The sequence below is a fragment of the Streptomyces sp. NBC_00158 genome (assembly GCF_045160885.1).
In the GTDB taxonomy this organism is placed as follows: Bacteria; Actinomycetota; Actinomycetes; order Streptomycetales; family Streptomycetaceae; genus Streptomyces.
Window position 1 is genome coordinate 1,057,202 of the sequence record NZ_CP108161.1, and the last position, 19,182, is coordinate 1,076,383.

The 19,182-nt window shown below is 74.7% G+C and carries 19 protein-coding genes and 1 riboswitch; of the genes, 9 read left to right on the forward strand and 10 right to left on the reverse strand.

Annotated elements, in window-relative coordinates:
• The first annotated feature begins 68 nt into the window (after positions 1-68).
• Both OG553_RS04835 and OG553_RS04840 read left to right on the forward strand, forming a co-directional pair.
• Entirely contained in the window at positions 69-635 is a 567-nt protein-coding gene (locus OG553_RS04835) for a toxin-antitoxin system, toxin component (protein ID WP_405977772.1), read from the forward strand.
• An 83-nt stretch (positions 636-718) separates the two neighbouring features.
• Positions 719-1,915, forward strand: a complete 1,197-nt coding sequence (locus OG553_RS04840) for an MAB_1171c family putative transporter (protein WP_405977773.1) — start codon at positions 719-721, stop codon at positions 1,913-1,915.
• Here the strand turns inward: OG553_RS04840 and OG553_RS04845 are convergent.
• Positions 1,912-3,165, reverse strand: a complete 1,254-nt coding sequence (locus OG553_RS04845) for an NADH:flavin oxidoreductase/NADH oxidase family protein (protein WP_405977774.1) — start codon at positions 3,163-3,165, stop codon at positions 1,912-1,914. The genes OG553_RS04840 and OG553_RS04845 overlap by 4 nt on opposite strands.
• 60 nt (positions 3,166-3,225) lie before the next feature.
• Positions 3,226-4,071: a bifunctional 5,10-methylenetetrahydrofolate dehydrogenase/5,10-methenyltetrahydrofolate cyclohydrolase gene (locus tag OG553_RS04850; RefSeq protein ID WP_405982959.1), complete on the reverse strand. Its 846-nt coding sequence runs from the start codon at positions 4,069-4,071 to the stop codon at positions 3,226-3,228.
• A gap of 74 nt (positions 4,072-4,145) precedes the next feature.
• A riboswitch (ZMP/ZTP riboswitch) is annotated at positions 4,146-4,248 on the reverse strand.
• A gap of 57 nt (positions 4,249-4,305) precedes the next feature.
• Between OG553_RS04850 and OG553_RS04855 the strand changes: the two genes are divergently transcribed.
• Together OG553_RS04855 and OG553_RS04860 are read left to right on the forward strand one after the other, a co-directional pair.
• Positions 4,306-5,067: a methyltransferase domain-containing protein gene (locus OG553_RS04855; protein WP_405977775.1), complete on the forward strand. Its 762-nt coding sequence runs from the start codon at positions 4,306-4,308 to the stop codon at positions 5,065-5,067.
• A 214-nt stretch (positions 5,068-5,281) separates the two neighbouring features.
• The gene (locus tag OG553_RS04860) at positions 5,282-6,868 is read left to right on the forward strand and encodes an RNA polymerase sigma factor (RefSeq protein WP_405977776.1); all 1,587 of its coding nucleotides are present in this window, start codon (positions 5,282-5,284) and stop codon (positions 6,866-6,868) included.
• Between the two features lie 92 nt (positions 6,869-6,960).
• Here OG553_RS04860 and OG553_RS04865 read toward each other — a convergent pair whose 3' ends face one another.
• The 4 genes from OG553_RS04865 to OG553_RS04880 form a co-directional block, all read right to left on the reverse strand.
• A complete protein-coding gene (locus OG553_RS04865) occupies positions 6,961-7,401 on the reverse strand; it encodes an SRPBCC family protein (protein ID WP_405977777.1) in 441 nt (146 codons plus the stop codon).
• 41 nt (positions 7,402-7,442) lie between these two features.
• Positions 7,443-8,858, reverse strand: coding sequence for an amino acid permease (locus OG553_RS04870; RefSeq protein ID WP_405977778.1), 1,416 nt, complete (start codon positions 8,856-8,858; stop codon positions 7,443-7,445).
• A gap of 75 nt (positions 8,859-8,933) precedes the next feature.
• On the reverse strand, positions 8,934-11,030 hold the full coding sequence (locus OG553_RS04875) for an alkaline phosphatase family protein (RefSeq protein ID WP_405982960.1): 2,097 nt from the start codon (positions 11,028-11,030) through the stop codon (positions 8,934-8,936).
• A gap of 289 nt (positions 11,031-11,319) precedes the next feature.
• Positions 11,320-11,724 (reverse strand): hypothetical protein, encoded by a 405-nt coding sequence (locus OG553_RS04880; protein WP_405977779.1) that lies wholly within the window; start codon positions 11,722-11,724, stop codon positions 11,320-11,322.
• A gap of 128 nt (positions 11,725-11,852) precedes the next feature.
• Here OG553_RS04880 and OG553_RS04885 point away from each other — a divergent pair, with 128 nt between their 5' ends.
• Genes OG553_RS04885 through OG553_RS04895 form a run of 3 tightly spaced genes read left to right on the forward strand, consistent with a single transcriptional unit; the run spans position 11,853 to position 13,617 of the window.
• Complete coding sequence (locus OG553_RS04885; protein ID WP_405977780.1) at positions 11,853-12,629, forward strand: MBL fold metallo-hydrolase; 777 nt, start codon at positions 11,853-11,855, stop codon at positions 12,627-12,629.
• Positions 12,626-13,267 carry a DedA family protein gene (locus tag OG553_RS04890; RefSeq protein WP_405977781.1) on the forward strand — a complete coding sequence of 214 codons (642 nt, stop codon included), beginning with the start codon at positions 12,626-12,628 and terminating at the stop codon, positions 13,265-13,267. The genes OG553_RS04885 and OG553_RS04890 overlap by 4 nt, the downstream gene beginning before the upstream one ends.
• Positions 13,264-13,617: a MazG-like family protein gene (locus tag OG553_RS04895; RefSeq protein ID WP_405977782.1), complete on the forward strand. Its 354-nt coding sequence runs from the start codon at positions 13,264-13,266 to the stop codon at positions 13,615-13,617. Before OG553_RS04890 ends, OG553_RS04895 begins: the two co-directional genes overlap by 4 nt.
• 10 nt (positions 13,618-13,627) lie before the next feature.
• On the opposite strand, the gene OG553_RS04900 is transcribed toward OG553_RS04895, so the two are convergent.
• The gene (locus OG553_RS04900) at positions 13,628-14,314 is read right to left on the reverse strand and encodes a formylglycine-generating enzyme family protein (protein ID WP_405977783.1); all 687 of its coding nucleotides are present in this window, start codon (positions 14,312-14,314) and stop codon (positions 13,628-13,630) included.
• Between the two features lie 92 nt (positions 14,315-14,406).
• Here OG553_RS04900 and OG553_RS04905 point away from each other — a divergent pair, with 92 nt between their 5' ends.
• Complete coding sequence (locus OG553_RS04905; RefSeq protein ID WP_405977784.1) at positions 14,407-15,051, forward strand: helix-turn-helix domain-containing protein; 645 nt, start codon at positions 14,407-14,409, stop codon at positions 15,049-15,051.
• Here OG553_RS04905 and OG553_RS04910 read toward each other — a convergent pair.
• From OG553_RS04910 to OG553_RS04920, 3 genes are all read right to left on the reverse strand, one after another.
• Entirely contained in the window at positions 15,048-16,139 is a 1,092-nt protein-coding gene (locus OG553_RS04910; RefSeq protein ID WP_405977785.1) for an MBL fold metallo-hydrolase, read from the reverse strand. The genes OG553_RS04905 and OG553_RS04910 overlap by 4 nt on opposite strands.
• Before the next feature lie 45 nt (positions 16,140-16,184).
• Entirely contained in the window at positions 16,185-17,429 is a 1,245-nt protein-coding gene (locus OG553_RS04915) for an aminotransferase class I/II-fold pyridoxal phosphate-dependent enzyme (protein ID WP_405977786.1), read from the reverse strand.
• A gap of 119 nt (positions 17,430-17,548) precedes the next feature.
• Positions 17,549-18,121, reverse strand: a complete 573-nt coding sequence (locus tag OG553_RS04920) for a TIGR03086 family metal-binding protein (RefSeq protein WP_405977787.1) — start codon at positions 18,119-18,121, stop codon at positions 17,549-17,551.
• A gap of 222 nt (positions 18,122-18,343) precedes the next feature.
• Here OG553_RS04920 and OG553_RS04925 point away from each other — a divergent pair, with 222 nt between their 5' ends.
• On the forward strand, positions 18,344-19,174 hold the full coding sequence (locus OG553_RS04925; protein WP_405982961.1) for a methyltransferase domain-containing protein: 831 nt from the start codon (positions 18,344-18,346) through the stop codon (positions 19,172-19,174).
• The last annotated feature ends 8 nt before the right edge of the window (positions 19,175-19,182 follow it).

Below are 19,182 nucleotides of genomic sequence, written 5' to 3' on the forward strand. Positions count from 1 at the left end.
CGAACCAGCGACCCGAACGCCTTGTCGACGGCCGCGCGCCGGGATCTTGACGCCGAGGGGGAAGCGCCATGAGGACCACACGGACCATGCGGAAGCTCGGCGCCGAGCTGATGGCTGAGGCGCGGCTCACGGCGCCGGCCGGGGCCGGGGCGATCATCGGGGGGCTGTGCGCGGCCTTCGGGCGGCGGCGCGGCGGGCGGCCGGTGGAGTTCCGGTTCGCCCCGTTCCCGCCGGAGACCGCCAGCGGGCTGTGGCTGGAGCTGGAGGAACGCGACCTGGTGGTCGTGGAGGCCCGTACCCGGCCCGAGCACCAGCTGGTGATCGCCTGCCACGAGCTGTGGCACATCGAGGAGGGCGCCTGCGACGGGCACGGCCCCGGCATGGCGGTGGCAGCCCGGCTGACGGGCCCGCACGGCGGTCTCGCCGAGCTGCTGCGCCCGGACTCGGCGTTGGACTCGGTGGTCCGGCAGGCGGCAGCGCGCGCCGACCGGGAGGATCCGGCCGAGATCCGGGCCGAGACCTTCGGCCTGCACCTCGGCAAGATCCTGCGGGCGTTCCTGCCCCCGCCGCCCCGGCAGGAGGCCTTCCCGGACGGGACCGAGCGCGTCAAGTCCTCGCTCGGCTGGAACCGCTGACCCGCCCCGAGAGAAGGAAAGCACCGCACGATGCCCCCCACCCCCACCCCCGTACCCCGTACTCCCACCCCCGGCCGTTCGCGGTGAAGGACGGTCTGCCGCTCTACCTGGCGGGTTCGGTGCTGGTGCTGGCCCTGCTGATCAAGGCCCCGGCCCTGCGCCGGGGCTGGGACCAGCCGCTGATGCGGGCCGTGTGCGCGCTGCTGGTGGTCGGCTGCCTGCTGACGTTCCTGGCGCCCCCGCCGTCCCTCGCGGCGGTCAACCGGCTCACCGGGGTGGCGAACTTCGCCGCCCCGCTGGTGTACGGCGTGCTGACGGCCTTCTCCGGGGCCTCCATCGTGCTGATCCTGCACTGGGCGGGTGGTCCGGCGGCGGCGCTGCGGCGGGCGACCTGGGTGACGGTGGGGGTGTTCGGCGCGGTGACCGTGCTGATCGTCGCGTTCTTCGTGCTCGGGGACGCGCACGTGGAGCGGCTGCGGGACCTGGACACGTACTACGCGAACACGCCGTGGCTGCGCGAGATGATCGTCTGCTACCTGCTGGCGCACACCGTCGGCAGCGCCGCGCTGAGCCTGCTCTGCCTGAAGTGGATGCTGCGGGTCGATCCGGCGCTGCGGCCGCTGCGCACCGGGCTGGCGCTGCTGACCCTCGGCGGGGTGCTGGACCTCGGGTACCTCGTCGCGAAGTGGGTGGCCGTCGGTGCCCGCTGGGCGGGCCGCGACTGGGACGGGCTGTCCACGTACGTGGCCCCGCCGCTCGCCTCGGCGGCGGCGCTGCTGGTGGGCACGGGGTTCATCGTCCCGATGGTCGGCGGCTCGGAGGCCTGGCGGGACTTCGGCCAGTACCGGCGGCTGCGTCCGCTGTGGAAGGCGCTGCGCGGTTTCGCCGGCGCCGGGGTGGTGACGGTGCCGCTGGCCTGGTGGTCGCCGGTCGGGATCCGGCTGATCCACCGCGAGTCGGTGATCGACGACGGGCTGCTGGCCCTTGCGAGCTGGTTCGACCCCGCCGTACGGGCGGCCGCGTACGGGGCCGCCCGCCGCCAGGGCCTGACGGAGGCGGGCGCCGCCGTGGTGGCGGACGCGGCCATGCTCGCCGCCGCCTGCCGGGTCCGGGCCGCCGCCGAACGCCCGGGCGACGCGCACGCGCCGGGGGCCCCGGGCGCGGACTCCGCGGAACCCGCCCCGTACCGCCTCGACGGGCAGCCGCTGGCCGCGCTCGCCCGGGAGTTCCGCGGCTCGCCGATCGTGGACGCGGCCCGCCGGGGCCTGCCGGTCGGCTAGGCCGTGGGGCCGCCGGGGGCCGGTGAGCGGGCGAGCCACTGGCCGTAGGCGCGGACCTTGCGGCGGTGCCGGAGGCTGTCGGCGGTGAAGATCCAGCGCGGGGAGACGCGGGTGCGGGGTTCCAGGCCCTGGGCCAGCCGGTCCAGCTGGAAGCGCACGAGGGCCAGGGTGCCCGCGGCCGCCAGGCTGCGGTCCCGCCAGCCGAGCCGGGGCACGTCCACCCGTACGTCCTCGCCGGCGCGCCAGCGCTCGGGCAGGTCGGGGCGCAGGGCCAGGGCGGAGGCCATGCCGACGACGGCGACGCCGCGGGCCAGGGCCTTCTCGGCGGTGGCGCGGCGGGTGATGCCGCCGGTCAGCATCAGCGGCAGGGCGGCGGTCTCCAGCAGGCGCTCGGCGAGGGAGAGGAAGTAGGCCTCCCGCTCCAGGGTCCGCTGGTCGGTGGTGTGGCCCATGCTGGCGGGGCTCTCGACGGTGCCGCCGGACAGCTCGACCAGGTCCACGCCGAGGCCGTCGAGGGCGGCGATGACCTGGGCGGCCTCCTCGCTGTCGAAGCCGCCGCGCTGGAAGTCGGCGGCGTTCAGCTTGACCCCGATCGCGAAGCCCGCCGAGACCTGGGCCCGGACGGCGGCGACCGTGTCCGTGAGCATGCGCACGCGGTTGGCCAGGCTGCCGCCCCAGCGGTCGGTGCGCCGGTTGACGAGGGGGGAGAGGAACTGGCTGAGCAGGTAGCCGTGCGCGGCGTGGACCTGTACGCCGTGGAAGCCGGCTTCCTCGGCGCGCCGGGCGGTGAGGACGAAGCGGGCGATCGTCGCCTCTATGTCGGCGCCGGTCATGGCGGTGGGGCGGGCGAAGCGCTTGGTGTGCCTGCCGAGGCTGATGGGGACGGCGGAGGGGGCCCAGGCGGTGCCGGGCATGTCGGCGCCGACCTGGCGGCCGGGGTGGTTGATCTGCATCCAGACCCGGGCCTCGCCCGAGGTCGCGGCGGCGGCCCAGCGGCGGAAGGGTTCCAGCGGGGAGTGCTCGTCGAGGACGACGGTGCCGGGGGAGGTCAGGGCTCGCCGGTCGACCATCACGTTGCCGGTGATGACGAGTCCCGCGCCGCCGCGCGCCCAGCGGGTGTACAGCCGTTCCATGCGCCGGTCGGGGAGCTGGCCGGGCTGGGCGGCGAGGCTCTCCTCCATGGCGGCTTTGGCGAGACGGTTGGGAAGGGTGGTGCCGCCGGGCAGGTGGAGCGGTGCGAACAAGTCCATCCGAGTCCCCCAAGCTTGTGGCGCGGCCGTCACGCGGGGCCGCGCCACAAGATGATCGCCTCAGAGCTCGGTGAGGTCCAGCCCCGCCTGTGCCGCGGCGGCCTGGACGGTCTGCTCCAGCAGGACCGCGATGGTCATCGGGCCGACGCCGCCGGGCACCGGGGTGATGAGGGAGGCGCGGGCGGCGGCCGACTCGAAGTGGACGTCGCCGACGTTGCCCTCGTTGTAGCCGGCGTCCAGGACGACGGCGCCGGGCTTGATGTCCTCGCCGCGGATGAACTCGGCCTTGCCGACGGCGGCGACCAGGACGTCCGCCTGGCGCACGATCGAGGGCAGGTCCCGGGTGCGGGAGTGGCAGTAGGTGACGGTGGCGTTCTTCTCAAGGAGCAGCATGCCGGCGGGCTTGCCCAGGATGGCGCTGCGGCCGACGACGACGGCGTGCTTGCCGGTGAGGTCCACGTCGTACTCCTCCAGCAGGCGCATGATGCCGCCGGGGGTGCAGGAGACGAAGCCGGGCAGGCCGAAGCCCATGGCGGCGAAGGAGTGCATGGTGACGCCGTCGACGTCCTTGCCGGGGGCGATGGCCTCGAAGGCGGCGCGCTCGTCGATGTGGTGCGGGACGGGGTGCTGGAGCAGGATGCCGCTGATCTCCGGGTCCTCGGAGAGGGCGGTGATCGCGGCGACGAGCTCCTCGGTGGTGGTCTCGGCCGGCAGCTCCACGTGGCGGGAGGTGATCCCGGCCTTGGCGCAGCGGTTCTGCTTCATCTTGACGTAGGTCACGGAAGCGGGGTCCTCGCCGACGAGGACGGTGGCCAGGCAGGGGGCGGTGCCGGTGCGCTCGGTGATCTTGGCCGCGAGGGCGGCGGTCCGCTCCGACACGCGGCGGGCGAGGGCGGTGCCGTCCATGAGCTGGGCGGTGGCGGTGGGGGCAGTCGTCACGGGGTCTCCTGAACGTCGCTGCGGATCGCGGTTCGCGGATCGCGTTTCGCCCAGGCGCGCGGCAGACGACGTACGGACCGTCGTGGCGTACGCCGGGCCGCTCCCCGGTGGTGATCCACCCGAACGCCAGTCACGGCCCGGTGCCCACTGTAGTCGACTTATCCGGTGGATGACCGGGGCCCGAGCTGGGACGATCGAGACATGACGCGCACTTTCGACCATCTCGTGGCCGAGGCGGAGTCCGTCTCCGTCGACGGCTGGGACTTCTCCTGGCTCGACGGCCGGGCCACCGAGCAGCGGCCCTCCTGGGGCTACCAGCGGCTGCTGGGCGAGCGCCTGGCCCGCGTCCGCTCGGCCCTGGACATCCAGACCGGCGGGGGCGAGGTGCTCGCCGGAGCGGGCCCGCTGCCCCCGCTGATGGCCGCCACGGAGTCCTGGCCGCCGAACATCGACAAGGCGACCCGGCTGCTGCACCCGCTGGGCGCGGTGGTGGTCGCGGACTCCGACGAGCCGCCGCTGCCCTTCGGGGACGGAGCCTTCGAGCTGGTCGCCAGCCGGCATCCGGTGACCATCTGGTGGGACGAGATCGCCCGGGTGCTGGCGCCGGGCGGGACGTACCTGTCGCAGCAGGTGGGTCCGTCGAGCGTCTTCGAGCTCGTCGAGTACTTCCTCGGCCCGCAGCCGGAGGAGGTCCGCCGGGCCCGCCACCCCGACGACGCGGTGGCCGACGCCGCCCGGGCCGGCCTGGAGATCACCGACCTGCGCTCCGAGCGGCTGCGTACGGAGTTCCACGACATCGGCGCCGTGATCTACTTCCTGAGGAAGGTGATCTGGATGGTTCCAGGCTTCACGGTCGGCCAGTACCGGGACCGGTTGCGCGAGCTCCACGAACGGATCGGACGCGAGGGTCCGTTCGTCGCGCACACCGCCCGTTTCCTCATCGAGGCCCGCAAGAAGGAGTGACCCTGAGTGCGGACGGATCCACGCCGGATCGGTTGCGCGGCCACAGCGTGGCGCAGGTCACTCAATTCAGCGCGTAACGAATCGACTCGGGCAGGCGATGAACCGACAGGTGTCCTCGCGCGGCCCCGGAATACAGACCCGCTTCGGTCTGTTTCCCGAGTCCGCGCGATGATGTCCCGCCCACTCCTTATCTGTTCGCAACGAGAGGCTCCTTGTGTCGCTCAGCCCGTCCCGTACGTTCCCTCCGGAGATCGCCGAATCCGAGGCCCTGGTCGCGCTCGTCGAGCGCGGCCGCGAGCAGGGTCACATCAACGGTGACGATGTCCGCCAGGCCTTCGAGGCCGGCCGCATCCCGGTGGACCAGTGGAAGCGGGTCCTGCGCAGCCTGAACCAGGTCCTGGACGAGGAGGGTGTCGCCCTCCACGTCAGCGCCGCCCCCGCCACGAAGGCTGCTGCCAAGAAGCCCCGCAAGGCAGCTGCCGCCCCGGCCCGCACCGTGACGAAGAAGGCGGTCGCCCCGCCGCGCCCCATCGGCGCGCGCAAGGCCTCCGCCACCGCTCCCGCCCCGGCCGCCGCCGCGGCGATATCCGCTCCGTCGGCCGCCGCGTCGGAGGAGGTGTCGGCCGAGGCCGCCGCCGAGCCGAAGAAGCGCGTGGTCAAGAAGGCCGCCGCCAAGAAGGCCACGGCCACCAAGAAGACGGCCGCCTCGAAGAAGGCCGGCGCCAAGGACGCCGACGACGCCGAGAACCCGGCCGTCGAGGGTGAGGACTGGGCCGTCGAGGACCTCGCCGACGAGACCGAGGAGGAGGCGCCCAAGGCCGGCGGCCAGGGCTTCGTGCTGTCCGACGACGACGAGGACGACGCCCCGGCGCAGACGGTCATGGTGGCCGGTGCCACCGCCGACCCGGTCAAGGACTACCTGAAGCTGATCGGCAAGGTGCCGCTCCTCAACGCCGAGCAGGAGGTCGAGCTCGCCAAGCGCATCGAGGCGGGCCTGTTCTCCGAGTACAAGCTCGAAGAGGAGGAGGACCACAAGCCCGCGTTCAAGCGCGAGCTGGAGATCCTCGTCGAGGACGGCCGCCGGGCCAAGAACCACCTGCTGGAGGCCAACCTCCGTCTCGTGGTCTCGCTGGCCAAGCGCTACACGGGCCGCGGCATGCTCTTCCTGGACCTGATCCAGGAGGGCAACGTCGGTCTGATCCGCGCGGTGGAGAAGTTCGACTACACCAAGGGCTTCAAGTTCTCCACGTACGCGACCTGGTGGATCCGGCAGGCGATCACGCGTGCCATGGCCGACCAGTCGCGCACCATCCGCATCCCCGTCCACATGGTCGAGATCATCAACAAGCTCGCCCGTGTGCAGCGCCAGATGCTCCAGGACCTGGGCCGCGAGCCCACCCCGGAGGAGCTGGGCAAGGAACTCGACATGACCCCCGAGAAGGTCATCGAGGTCCAGAAGTACGGCCGCGAGCCGATCTCCCTGCACACCCCGCTGGGTGAGGAGGGCGACAGCGAGTTCGGTGACCTCATCGAGGACTCCGAGGCGGTCGTTCCGGCCGACGCCGTGTCCTTCACCTTCCTCCAGGAGCAGCTCCAGTCCATCCTGGGCACGCTCTCGGAGCGCGAGGCGGGCGTGGTCTCGATGCGCTACGGCCTCAACGACGGCCAGCCGAAGACGCTGGACGAGATCGGCCGCGTGTACGGGGTCACCCGTGAGCGCATCCGCCAGATCGAGTCCAAGACCATGTCGAAGCTGCGCCACCCGTCGCGTTCGCAGGTCCTGCGCGACTACCTGGACTGATCGGTCCCGGTACCGGACACACGAGAGGCCCGCGCCGTCACGGCGCGGGCCTCCGCGTTTCCCCGCCGCGGTGGCGGGTCGGGTGCGAGGTGTCAGTGCTCCAAGAGGTGCTTGAGCTTCTCCTCGCTGCGCGGCATCTCCTTGCGCAGCCTGGGCTTCACGACCAGGGGGACCAGGCCCCGGCCCAGGCCGTGGCCCTCGAAGTCGACCGACAGGGTCACGCGGGAGCGCGTGCCGCCGTCGAGGGGTTCGATCCTGCCGTGCACGTCGGGCCGGACCGGCCCGTCGACGCCGTGGACGTGCCAGCTCCTGGGCGGGTCGAGCTCGGTGAACTCCACCGTGGTGGGGATCCTCCGCTTGCCGAACTGCCGGGTGATGGCGACCCTGGAACCGACGTGCACGGGCAGGTCTCCCATGGGGACGGCGGCCACGGCGCTGTCCTGCCACTCGGGCAGGTGCGTGGGGTCCGTCACGTAGGCGAAGACGTCTTCGGGCCTTCGGTCGATGTCGATGGTGTTGCTGATCGCGGACATGGCGACCCCTCGGAGCCCCCCTGGCCGGTCTTCCTTCCAAGTTACTCCGCGGCGGCAGCGGCCGCGCGGTTCCTGCGGGCGGCCATCAGCGCGTAGACGAGGACGCCCGCGAAGAGGAAGAGCACGCCCTGGTAGACGGCCGCGTAGCCGGACCCGGCGACGAGCCACATCGAGAAGGCGAAGGCCACCCCGGCGAGGACGGCGTCGCGGACCAGCCGCCCGCGCCGGACCCGTTCGCCCTGGCCCGAGGCCAGGAAGTACAGCTGGGCGGCGGTGGAGAGCAGGTAGGGAACGGTCGCGGTGAAGGTCGTGATCAGGACGAGCGACTCGAAGACCGCCGCCGAGCCCGCCGTGTAGTTGTAGACGGTCAGGGCGGAGGCCAGGACGACGGTGACGACGACGCCGACGACGGGGACCCCGCGCTGCTTCTTCTCGAAGACCTTCGGGAAGAGCCCGTCCTTGGCGGCCGCGTACGGGGTCTGCGCGCTGAGCAGGGTCCAGCCGTTGAGGGCGCCGAGCATCGAGACCACGGCCGCGCCGGCGACGAGGGTGCCGCCCCAGGTGCCGCCGAAGATGGCGTTCACGGCGTCGGTGAAGGGGGCCTCGGAGGCGACCAGCTTGTCGTGCGCGACCAGGCCGAAGACCGACAGGGTGCCGAGCAGGTACACGGTGGCGGCGCCGACGGTGCCGAGGACGGTGGCCCGGCCGACGTTGCGGGCCGGGTCGCGGACCTCGCCGGCGCTGACGGCCGCGGACTCGACGCCGATGTAGCTGAAGAGCAGGATCGCGGCGGAGGCGGAGACCGCACCCACCGGGCTCTGGTCGGTGGCCTGGAAGGGGCCGAGGTTCGCCGGGTCGAAGAAGAACAGTCCGCCCACGGCGACGAGCAGCAGCGGGACCAGCTTCAGGACGGTCGCGACCACCTGGACGGCGCCCACGTACCGGGTGCCGGCCAGGTTGGAGAGGGCGGGCAGCCACTGCACGGCCAGGGCGGCCAGGCACATGGTCCACCGGTGCTCGCCGACGGCCGGGAACAGCACCGCGAGGTAGCCGACGGACGCCACGGCGAGCGCGGCGTTGGAGACCCAGGCGGTCATCCAGTAGCTGTACGCGGCGAGGAAGCCGGCGAAGTCGCCGAAGGCGGCGCGCACGTACACGTAGGGGCCGCCGGTCTGCGGGTGGCGCTGTGCGAGGCGGCCGAAGACCAGGGCGAGGGCGATCGCGCCGAGGGTCAGGACGGCGAAGGCGAGCAGGCTGATGGTGCCGAAGGGCGCGACCGAGGCGGGGAGCAGGAAGATACCGCCGCCGATGACGTTGCCCATGACCAGGCAGACGGCGACCGGGAGGCCGAAGCGGCGGGCGTGCCGGTCTCCCTGGCGGGGTGCCTGCGGGGATTCCTGCGGGGGTGCCTGCGCGGGTGCCGTTGCTTCGGCGGGCGGGGCTGCGGTGCTGGTCATCGGTGGTGCGCCTCTGGATGTCTCACATGCTGGGCAGGTCAACACATGGTTGACCACCGTGAAGTGGGCGCCAAATCACCGGGTTTCGTCCGGCGCGGGGACCTCCCCGGAAGGAAGGATTCCATCCGAAGGGGCTCCCGGCCGCGAATCCTCCCGCGGGGCCTCCGCGAGCGGCGGGATCTGCAGGGTCTGTGGGACCTGCGGGGGCTGTGGGGGCTGTGGGACCTGCGGGGCCTGGAGGGCCAGCGGGACCTGGGGGCCGTCCGCCTCGCGCAGCCAGCGGCGCAGCACCGCGTGCACGGCCTCGGCGCCCACCAGGTCCGGGCCGGGCTCCGACAGCACGGTCGGCCACATCAGGAAGGGGCGGGCCTGCTCCCCGCCCAGCCCGCCGTGCGAGCCGATCTGCTCCTCGAAGGCGTGCACGGCACCGGTCCCCGGGTCGTACACCGAGTTGACCATGATGTCGGCCACGTGCGGGAACGAGTCCGTCCGGCGCACGGCCCGCGCCGCCCCCGGCCCGAAGGGGGCCAGCAGCGCCTCCGCCTCCCCCGGTACGTCCAGCCGCGCCACCGCCCCGTCCGGGCCCAGCACCTCCCCGTCCACCAGCAGGAAGCCCACCCCCGGGTGGTTGGCCAGGGTGGGCAGCAGCGCGGGGTGCGCCCGCTCGATCCGCGCCCGCGACGCCCGCCCGGGCAGGTCCGGGAAGGAGATCAGCCCGAGGTTGCCCGACGCCAGGACCACCGGACCGGGCACCGGCCCCGGACGGGCCTCCTCCGCCTCCTCCTCCACCGGCCGGTGCAGGGCCGCGAGCACCGCCGCGCGGGCCTCGGCCCCGCTGCGGGTGCGGCCGGCCCGGCGCGACACGGGCAGCCCGCAGCCCGCCCGGACCAGGTCCTTCAGGCTGAGCCCGTACCGGCCGAGGAAGGTCTCCCCCGGACTCTGGCCGTGGTCCGACAGCAGCACGACGCGGTACTCCCGGGGCGCGTGCTCGGCGACCCGTGCGATCAGCGCGAGGCTGCGGTCGAGCCGGGCCAGCACCCGGTCCGTGTCCCGGCCCCGCGGGCCCGAGTGGTGCGCGACCTCGTCGTAGGCGACCAGGTCCGCGTAGACGGCGGCGCGGCCCGCGAGCACGTCCCCGATCACCGCGGCGACCACCACGTCCCGCTCGACCACCGTCGCGAAGGCCCGGATCAGCGGGTAGAGCCCGCCGCGCGACACCCTCGGGCGGTCCCCGCGCAGCCGTGAGCGCAGCGACTGGCCGGTCTCCCGGCCCACCTCGGCCACGAAGGACAGCGCGGTGCGCACGGCGTTGGCCGGGTCGGAGAAGTACGCGAAGTAGCCCGCGCGGGAGCGGTTGGCGCGGCCCCGCCGGGCCGCGACGGACAGCACCAGCGCCAGCTGGTCGGCGCCCCCGCTGAACAGGTTGCCGCGGCTGGCACCGTCCATGGTGAGCAGCCCGCCGTCCCGGGTCCGCTCGACGGCCCGGCGCTGGAGCTCGGCGGCGCTGGTGGGCCGGTTGCAGACCATCACCTCGCCGGTGTCCTTCTCGTACCAGCGGAAGGCCGGGACGTCGAAGTTGGAGCCGTGCAGGATGCCGAGCTGGCTGGCGCCGGTCTGGCTGGACCAGTCCGTGTGCCAGGGCGTGACGCGGTGGCTGCCCTCCAGCCAGCCCGCCACGGTGGGCATCAGCCCCTCGGCGGCCGCCCGGCGCAGCGCCTCGTAGCCGACCCCGTCGAGCTGGAGGAAGACCAGCCCGGGACTGCCGCCGGGGGGCGCCCCGAACCGGCGCCTGCGCCGGTCGGCGAGCCGGTACAGCCGGCGCCGGTACGCGTCGTCGTCGCGCACCGCGAGCGCGGTGGAGGTGGCCGAGGCCACGGCGGACATCGCGGCGGCCACGACCACCGCCGTATCGGGCGCGACCTCCGCGCCCCGCCCGGCGGGGATCAGGCTGAGCGCCATCAGCAGCAGCGAGCCGTTGAGGAAGAAGACGAGCAGTCCGAGCACGAGGGCGGGCACCAGCAGCAGGGCCCGTACCAGGAGCGGCCACACCAGCGCGCTCAGCAGGCCGAAGGCCCCGGCGCCCCAGGCCGCCGTCAGCCCGATCCGGGTGACGCTGTCACCGTCGGCGGACTGCAGGCGGAAGTCGGGCAGGATCCCGGCGAGCACGAGCATGGTCAGGGTGGACGCCGCCCAGACGAGCACCACGCGCACCAGTGCCCCGCCCGCGGCCCGCCAGCGCAACCGCTCCCGCCACACGCCGCACCCGCCTCGCTCCCCGGCCCGCGCCCGGCCCGCGGTCCCCTCAGCCAGCGTCGCACAGGGCGCCGGGAGCGGCCGGTCGACACGGGTGGCGCACGGGAGTACGGGACGCGGCGGGCGTACGGCGGGCCGGTGCGGCCGTACCGGGAGCCGTCGTACCGAGAGCCGTCGTACCAGGAGCCGTCGGGCGGATGCCGCCGGCTCAGGTGCCGTCGTAGCCGGCGGTCGGCATGGACAGCCGGCGGTGCACCTCGGCCTTCATCGCGGAGGTGTAGGCCGGCTCCTCCAGCCCTGCCGTCTCCAGCCGTACGCCGCGCCGCTCGCACTCGGCGGTGAACTCCTCGACGGAGCGCAGTGCCCGGGCCAGGACCCGGCGGTTGGGGGCGACGAACAGGTCGACCTGTCCGGCGTCCACGTCGCGCCAGATCCCGCAGTGGTCGGTCCGCAGCCCGTAGAAGAGCAGCTGCCGGGTGACCACGTACCCCTGCTCGGCGGCCCAGCGCGCGCACATGGCGTGCTGGCCGCGGGTGTCCACGGCGAAGGGGTCGGCATCGAGTTCCTCGAGCGGGGCCAGGCTGGCGATCGCGGCCACGCGCAGCGCATCCATGGCGCCCGACCCTACTCCGATCCGGGCCCGGGGAGGAGGGGTGCGCCGGGTTCTGCTTCCGCGCGGGCGGGCAGTGACACCCCCTAGGCTCGAAGTCTCGAAGTGCCGAGGGAAGGGGTGGTGCGGGGGTGCCGGTGGAGATCACCTGGTGGGGTCATGCCACGTGTGCGGTACGGGACTCCGGGGTGCGGGTGCTGACCGATCCGCTGTTCGCCCGGCGGCTGGCGCACCTGCGGCGGCGGCGCGGGGCCGTGCCCCCGCCGGAGGCGGCGGAGGCGGACGTGGTGCTGGTCTCGCACCTGCACGCCGACCATCTGCACCTGCCCTCGCTGGCGCTGCTGGCGCCGGGCACCCGGCTGGTGGTGCCGCGCGGGGCGCGCCGGGCGGTTCCGGGGCTGGCGCGGCTCGCGGGGGTGCGGGGGCTGGTGGTGACGGAGGTGGTGCCGGGCGAGGAGGTCGGCGTACGGGACGGCGTACGGGTGCGGGCGGTGAGCGCGCGGCACGACGGGCGCCGGGTGCCGTTCGGGCCGCAGCGGGCGCCGGCGCTGGGGTACGTGGTGCAGGGCGAGGCGCGCACGTACTTCGCCGGGGACACCGGGCTGTTCGACGCCATGGCCGAGGAGGTCGGTCCGGTGGACGTGGCGCTGCTGCCGGTCGGGGGCTGGGGGCCGTACCTGGGGCCGGGGCACCTGGACGCGGAGCGGGCGGCGCGGGCCCTGGCGGAGCTGGCTCCGGCGGCGGCGGTGCCGGTGCACTACGGGACGTACTGGCCGATCGGGATGGACGCGGTGCGGCCGCACGAGTTCCACGCGCCGGGCGGGGAGTTCGCCAGGCTGGCGGGGCGGCTCGCGCCGAAGGTGACGGTACGGGTCCCCGGGCACGGGGAGCGGGTGCGGCTGCCGTGACGCCGTGGCCGGTGGCGGCGGACGTGGTGGGCCGGGTGCCGCCGGAGACCACCCAGCAGGCGGTGGGCTACCCGGCGCTGTTCGTACTGGTGGCGCTGGGGGCGCTGGTGCCGGTGATCCCGACGGGGGCGCTGGTGAGTTCGGCGGCGGTGGTGGCGTTCCACCAGCAGTCGCTGCCGTTCGGGGTGCTGCTGGTGATCGCGGTGGCCGCGCTGGCCGCCTTCGCCGGGGACGTGGCCTTGTACTGGCTGGGCTCGCGCGGGGTGCGTTCGCGGGGCGGGTCGCGGTGGCTGGAGTCCCTGCGGGGGCGGGCCGAGCCGGAGCGGCTGGAGCGGGCGCGGCGCAAGCTGGACGAGCACGGGGTGCTGGTGCTGGTGCTGTCGCGGCTGGTCCCGGCGGGCCGGATCCCGGTGATGCTGGCCTGTCTGCTGGGCGGGATGCCGTTGCGCCGGTTCGCCCGGGGGGACGCGCCCGCCTGCGTGGCGTGGGCCGCGGCGTACGGGCTGATCGGGATCCTGGGCGGCTCGCTGTTCTCCGAGCCGTGGAAGGGCGTGGTGCTGGCGGTGGGCCTGACGCTGCTGATCGGCGTGGCCCCGGGGGTGTGGCGGCGGCTGCGGCCGGGCAGGGTCCGGCCGTGAACTCCGCCTCCTGGGACACGGTCCGCGCCCTCGCCGCCCGCTTCGAAGCGGCCGCCGCCGCACGCGGGGTGCACCCTCCGCAGAGCCACGTGCTGCAAGTGCTGAAGATCGGGGAGGAGTTCGGCGAGGCCGCGCAGGCGGTGATCGGCGCGACGGGCAGCAACCCGCGCAAGGGGCAATCGCACAGCTGGGACGACGTGCACGACGAGGTGTGCGACGTCATCATCACCGGCATGGTGGCGCTGGCCCGGATGCGGCCCGACGCACCCGCCTACTTCGCGGAGCAGCTGGCCCTGAAGTCGGCCCGTTTCCTGCCGGACCGGGGACCTGACCCGAAGGCCCCGGCCTGATCCCGGCGGTTCAGGGCGCGGTGGAGCGGGCGAGGCGGAAGCCGACGTCGTCGACCCGGAACGTGGGGTGGCTGCGGCGGCGGGCGGAGGCGCGGCAGGACCAGTGCTCGTCGAACCAGCCGCCCCCGCGCAGGACCCGGTACTCGCCGTAGACCTCGGCGTCGTAGACGTCCCAGCACCAGTCCCAGACGTTGCCGAGCATGTCGTACAGGCCCCAGGCGTTGGGCAGTCTGCCGCCGACCTCGTGGAGGGCCTCCCCGGAGTTGCCGCGGTACCAGGCGATCTCGTCGAGCGGGCCGTAGTGCGGGCCGTCCGTGCCGGCGCGGCAGGCGTGCTCCCATTCGGCTTCGGTCGGCAGCCGGTACCCGTCGGCGGCGGCGTCCCACTCGACGGCCCCGGCGGCTCCGGCGGCCCCGGCGTCGATGCGGTAGGCCGGGGTGAGGCCTTCGTCGCGGGAGAGGGCGTTGCAGAAGCGGACGGCGTCCCACCAGGAGACTCCCTCGACGGGCAGCCGGTCCCCCGGGGCGCTGCCCGGCCGCTCGCCGGTGATCCGGGCGTACAGGGCCTGGGTGACCGGGAACGCGGCCAGCCGGTAGGGCTCCAGCTCCACGTCCCAGCTGCGCCGGGTCCGCCGGTCGGACAGGGTCACCCGCCCCGGCGGGACGGTGATCATCCGGATTTCCGTACTCGGCTCCATGGGGAAGTGATCTTAGCGGTGCGAGGCTCGGGGCCGACGGGTGCATGGCAACCCCTGTTGCCGTTTCCGGGACGGTGGGGTGGAATGCCCGCATGGACGCCAGCCCGGACGGACCCGTCTCCCACCGCGCCGTGCTCGACGAGGTCGGGCCCCGGCTCAGGCGGCTGCGGGACCGGCACGGCCTCACGCTGGCCGTGCTGTCCGAGGAGACCGGCATCTCCAAGAGCACCCTGTCCCGGCTGGAGTCGGGGCAGCGGCGGCCGAGCCTGGAGCTGCTGCTGCCGCTGGCCCGCGCCTACCGGGTGGCCCTGGACGACCTGGTCGGGGCGCCGCCGGTGGGCGATCCCCGGGTGCGGATGACGCCGCGCGCGATGCGGAACGGCGGGACGTCGGTGGCGCTGACCCAGGGACTGGGGCCGCTCCAGGCGTACAAGATGGTCATCCCGGACCGGGGCGCCGACCCGGACCTGCGCACGCACGAGGGCTACGAGTGGCTGTACGTGCTGACCGGCCGGCTGCGGCTGGTGCTGGCCGAGCACGATCTGGTCCTCGGGCCCGGCGAGGCCGCCGAGTGGGACACCCGGACCCCGCACTGGTTCGGCAGCGCCGACGGGCGGCCCGTGGAGGTCCTCAGCCTCTTCGGGAAGCAGGGCGAGCGCATGCACGTGGTCGCCAAGCCGAAGCCGAAGCCGAACGCGAAGCCGAACGCGAAGCCGAACGCGAAGCCCGCGGGCTAGAAGCTGCGGGAGGCGCCGATCGGCAGGTCCCAGAGGTCCTCGCGGGGCAGTCCGGCGCGGGCCCAGGCGGCGCGGGCGCGGCACAGGGGTTCCATGACGGGTTCGGCCGACAGGACGAAGGTGGCCCAGTGCATCGGGGCCATCCTGCGGGCGCCGAGGTCCAGGCAGGCCCGTACGGCTTCCTCCGGGTCGGCGTGCACGTCGCGCAGCCACCAGCGCGGGGCGTAGGCGCCGATCGGCAGCAGGGCGAGGTCGATGCCGGGGTGGCGGCGGCCGATCTCCCCGAACCAGTGGCCGTATCCGGTGTCGCCCGCGAAGTACACCTTCCGGCCGCGGGCCGTGTCGGTCAGCATCCAGCCGCCCCACAGGGTGCGGCAGGTGTCCAGCAGGGAGCGTTTGGACCAGTGGTGCGCCGGGACGAACTCGAAGCGTACGCCGCCCAGTTCGGCCGACTCCCACCAGTCGAGCTCCGTCACCCGGGTGAAGCCTCGGCGGCGGCACCAGCGGGCGAGTCCGGCCGGGACGAAGAGCGCGGTGTCGCGCGGCAGCCGGCGCAGGGTGGGGGCGTCGAGGTGGTCGTAGTGGTTGTGGCTGATCACCACCGCGTCCACGGGCGGGAGTTCCTCCCAGGGCACCCCGACGGGGGTCACCCGCGCCGGGGTGCCCAGGATCCGCCGGGACCAGACGGGGTCGGTGAGCACCGTCAGGCCGCCGGTCCGGAGCACCCAGCTGGCGTGCCCGGCCCAGGTGGCGGACACCGCGCCCGGGGGTACCGCGGGCAGCGGCGCGGGCGCGTAGGGAAGGTCGGGGATGCCCCTCAGTCCCTCCGCGCCGGGCCGGAAGGCGCCCTCGCGGGCCAGCCGGGCGAAGGCGCGCAGCCCGGGCAGCGGGGTGGTCAGACGGTCCGCGAACGAGCGCGGCCAGAGCCGGTGTTCGCCGAGCGGGCGGGGCGCGGAGGGCGGGGGCGCGGGCGGCCGCCGGGCCGGATGCCCGGGCAGCGCGGTTGCGGTACCCGCGGCGCCTCTGGAGCCGTCGGGGCCGTCGGCCGGCGGGGCGGTGGACACGGGGGCTTCAGGCTGGTCCCTCATCGCGAAGTCTCCGTTCGGCGGCGGCCTGCCGGCGCGGGCCGCACCTCAGTCGGCCAGTCCGGCGAGCACCGACCCGAGCCGGTCGAGCGCGCCCCGGACGTGCGGCAGCGTCAGCGGGTCCCGGGCGCCGAGCGCGGCGAGCCGTTCCCCCGGGGTGGCCCCCAGCAGCGGCCCGGTCGACAGCCGGACGCGCGGGGCGCCGAGTTCGTCGGCGAAGCGCTGTCCGCCGGGTGTGGCCGTGCCCAGCCGGGCGCCGAGCCAGTCCTCCAGTTCCATCGCGTCGCCGACCCCGTGCCGGGCGAGGCCCGCGCGCAGCGGGGTGAGGTCGGCGTACAGGTGCCGGCCAGCCTGCGGGGGCCGGGCGAGGGCGCCCGCGGCCAGCAGCACCCGGTGCGCGGCGGAGGCCACCGTGCCGTGCAGGGCGGCGGCCGCGTAGGCGCGCCCGGCGACGGCGTCGGTCTCGTCGAGGGCGTGCGCGGCGGCCACCGCGACGGGGCCCGCGACCAGTGCGCCGGTGGCGGTGAGGACGTCGAGGGTGCGGGCGCGCAGCCAGGTGCCGCTCGGGGTGTCGGGGAAGCGGACCACGGCGGCGGGCCAGCCGCCCGGGAGCAGCGCTCCGGCGAGGTCGACGAGGACGGCGGCCCGGTCGGGGAGCATCTCGGCGGGGCTCAGCACCAGCGTGTCGTGGGGCCGGTGCACGGTGTCGCGCCAGCTCTCGTCGCTGACCACGAACAGCCCGGCGGCCTCGGCCGCCTCGCAGGCCTCGCGGACCAGCTCGGGCGGCGGCACGGTCGCGGTCGGGTCGTCGGCCACCGACAGCAGCAGGACGCGCGGGTCGCCGCCTTCGGCGCGGACCCGGCGCACGGTCTCCAGCAGGGCGTACGGGTCGGGCACGCCGCCGCACTCCGCCGGGGTGGGCACGTGGTAGGCCCGCCGTCCCAGCAGCCGGACCTGCGGGGTCCACCAGGCGGGACACGGCCGGGGCAGCATGACGTCGCCGCCGTACGCGCCGAGCAGGGCCAGCAGCAGGGCGGGGGCGCCGGGCCCGGCGGCCACGTTCTCGGGGGCGGCCGCGAGCCCGCGCCGGGCCCAGTGGCGGCAGGCGGCCTCGCGCAGCTCCTGCCCGCCGCCGGGGGGTTCGGGGGCGGCGCGGTCCGCGGCGGCGGCGAGCACGGAGGTGAGCTCCGGCAGGACCGGCAGGCCCGGCTCGGGGGCGGGCGGGCCGTACCTGACGGGCCCGCGCCCCTCCGGCGCCGGGCGGCGCCAGAGCCCGGCGAGCCCTTCCGTCATGCCCTCGGCCATCCCCGACACGTGCCCGCCTTCCGCCGCCGCCACCGATCGACCTGCCCTTTATACGATTATTTACACCGCTACGCCCGTTAACCATGACGGCCCCGCCGGGCTTTCTCCTACCCCTTCCTCCCCAGGAGGGCCAGCAACCGGGTCTGTGCGTCCGCGCCGGCCGGCACCTCCAGCGGCTGCGCGTACATCCCGCTCGCGGCGAGTCCGTCGGCGTACGGCATGACCTCCTTGATGGAGAACTCGACGAGGTCGGCGGGCAGCCGGTCGTCCGCGCCGATGGCCCGCGAGAGGTCCCAGGCGTGCACGACGCAGTCCGCCGTCAGCTCCGAGCAGTACGCCGACCCGCGCGTCGGCCCGTACGAGAGCGCGACCGTCCGCTCCAGCGCGCCGGGCGCGGCGAAGGCCGCGTGCCCGGCGGCGGCGGCCCGGTCCCAGGCGGCCTGCGGGTCCTCGCCCAGCAGGTCACCGGAGAGCTCGTCACCGACCTCCGCCACCGTCCGCCCCTCGGCGACCAGCGGCGGGATCCACAGCTGCTCGCCGGTGACGTGGTTGACCAGGTCGCGCACGGTCCACTCGGTGCAGGGGGTGGCCGCGCCCCACTGGGAGGCGTCAACGGCCCGCACCCGCTCACCGAAGAGCCGCAACGCGGCGGCATGCCATTCCAGCAGCGTCCCCGGCATGGCTCCCACCGTCCTTCGCCGTGCTCCGCGGCCCTCGCTCCGAGGCCCGCCACCCCCGGAGCCAACGATCCTCGCCCCCGCCCCACCCTGCCACCGACCCACCCAATCCCCTTGCCCCACACAACCCTTGTCCACATGTCAAAACGCATATCTCAAATCACGAGCAGATCCCCTACGGTGATCACAACGCCTTCGACGACCTTCGACGACGAGGAGTACGCCATGACCGACGACCGCGACGCCCACGAGACCGCGCTGTACACCCACGGCCACCACGAGTCCGTGCTGCGCTCGCACCGCTGGCGCACCGCCGCCAACTCGGCCGCGTACCTGATCGGCGAACTGCGCCCCGGCATGCGGGTGCTGGACGTGGGCTGCGGGCCGGGCACCATCACGGCGGACCTGGCGGAGCTGGTCGCCCCCGGCGGCCGCGTCACCGCCGTCGACGCCGCCGCGGACGTACTGGAGCAGGCGGCCGCGTACGCCGCCGAGCGCGGACTGTCCGGGGCGGTCGACTTCGACACGGCCGACGTCCACGCCCTGCGGTTCCCCGACGACTCCTTCGACGTGGTCCACGCGCACCAGGTGCTGCAGCACGTCGGCGATCCGGTGCGGGCCCTGAGCGAGATGCGCCGGGTGTGCCGGCCCGGCGGGATCGTGGCGGTACGGGACGCCGACTACGCGGCGATGACCTGGTACCCCGAGACGCCGGGCCTGGAGGAGTGGCAGAACCTGTACCGGCGGGTGGCCCGCGCCAACGGCGGCGAGCCCGACGCCGGACGCAGGCTGCTGTCATGGGCGCGGGCCGCCGGCTTCACCGACGTGACGGCCTCGGCGACGGCCTGGTGCTACGCCACGCCGGAGGAGGTCTCCTGGTGGTCCTCGCTGTGGGCGGACCGCACCACCGCCTCCTCCTACGCCTCCGTCGCGACCGAGGGCGGCCACGCCACCCCGGAGACGCTGACCGCCGCCGCCGAGGCCTGGCACGCCTGGGGGAAGGCCCCCGACGCGTGGTTCTCGGTCCTGAACGGCGAACTGCTGTGCCGCGCCTGAACGACCGG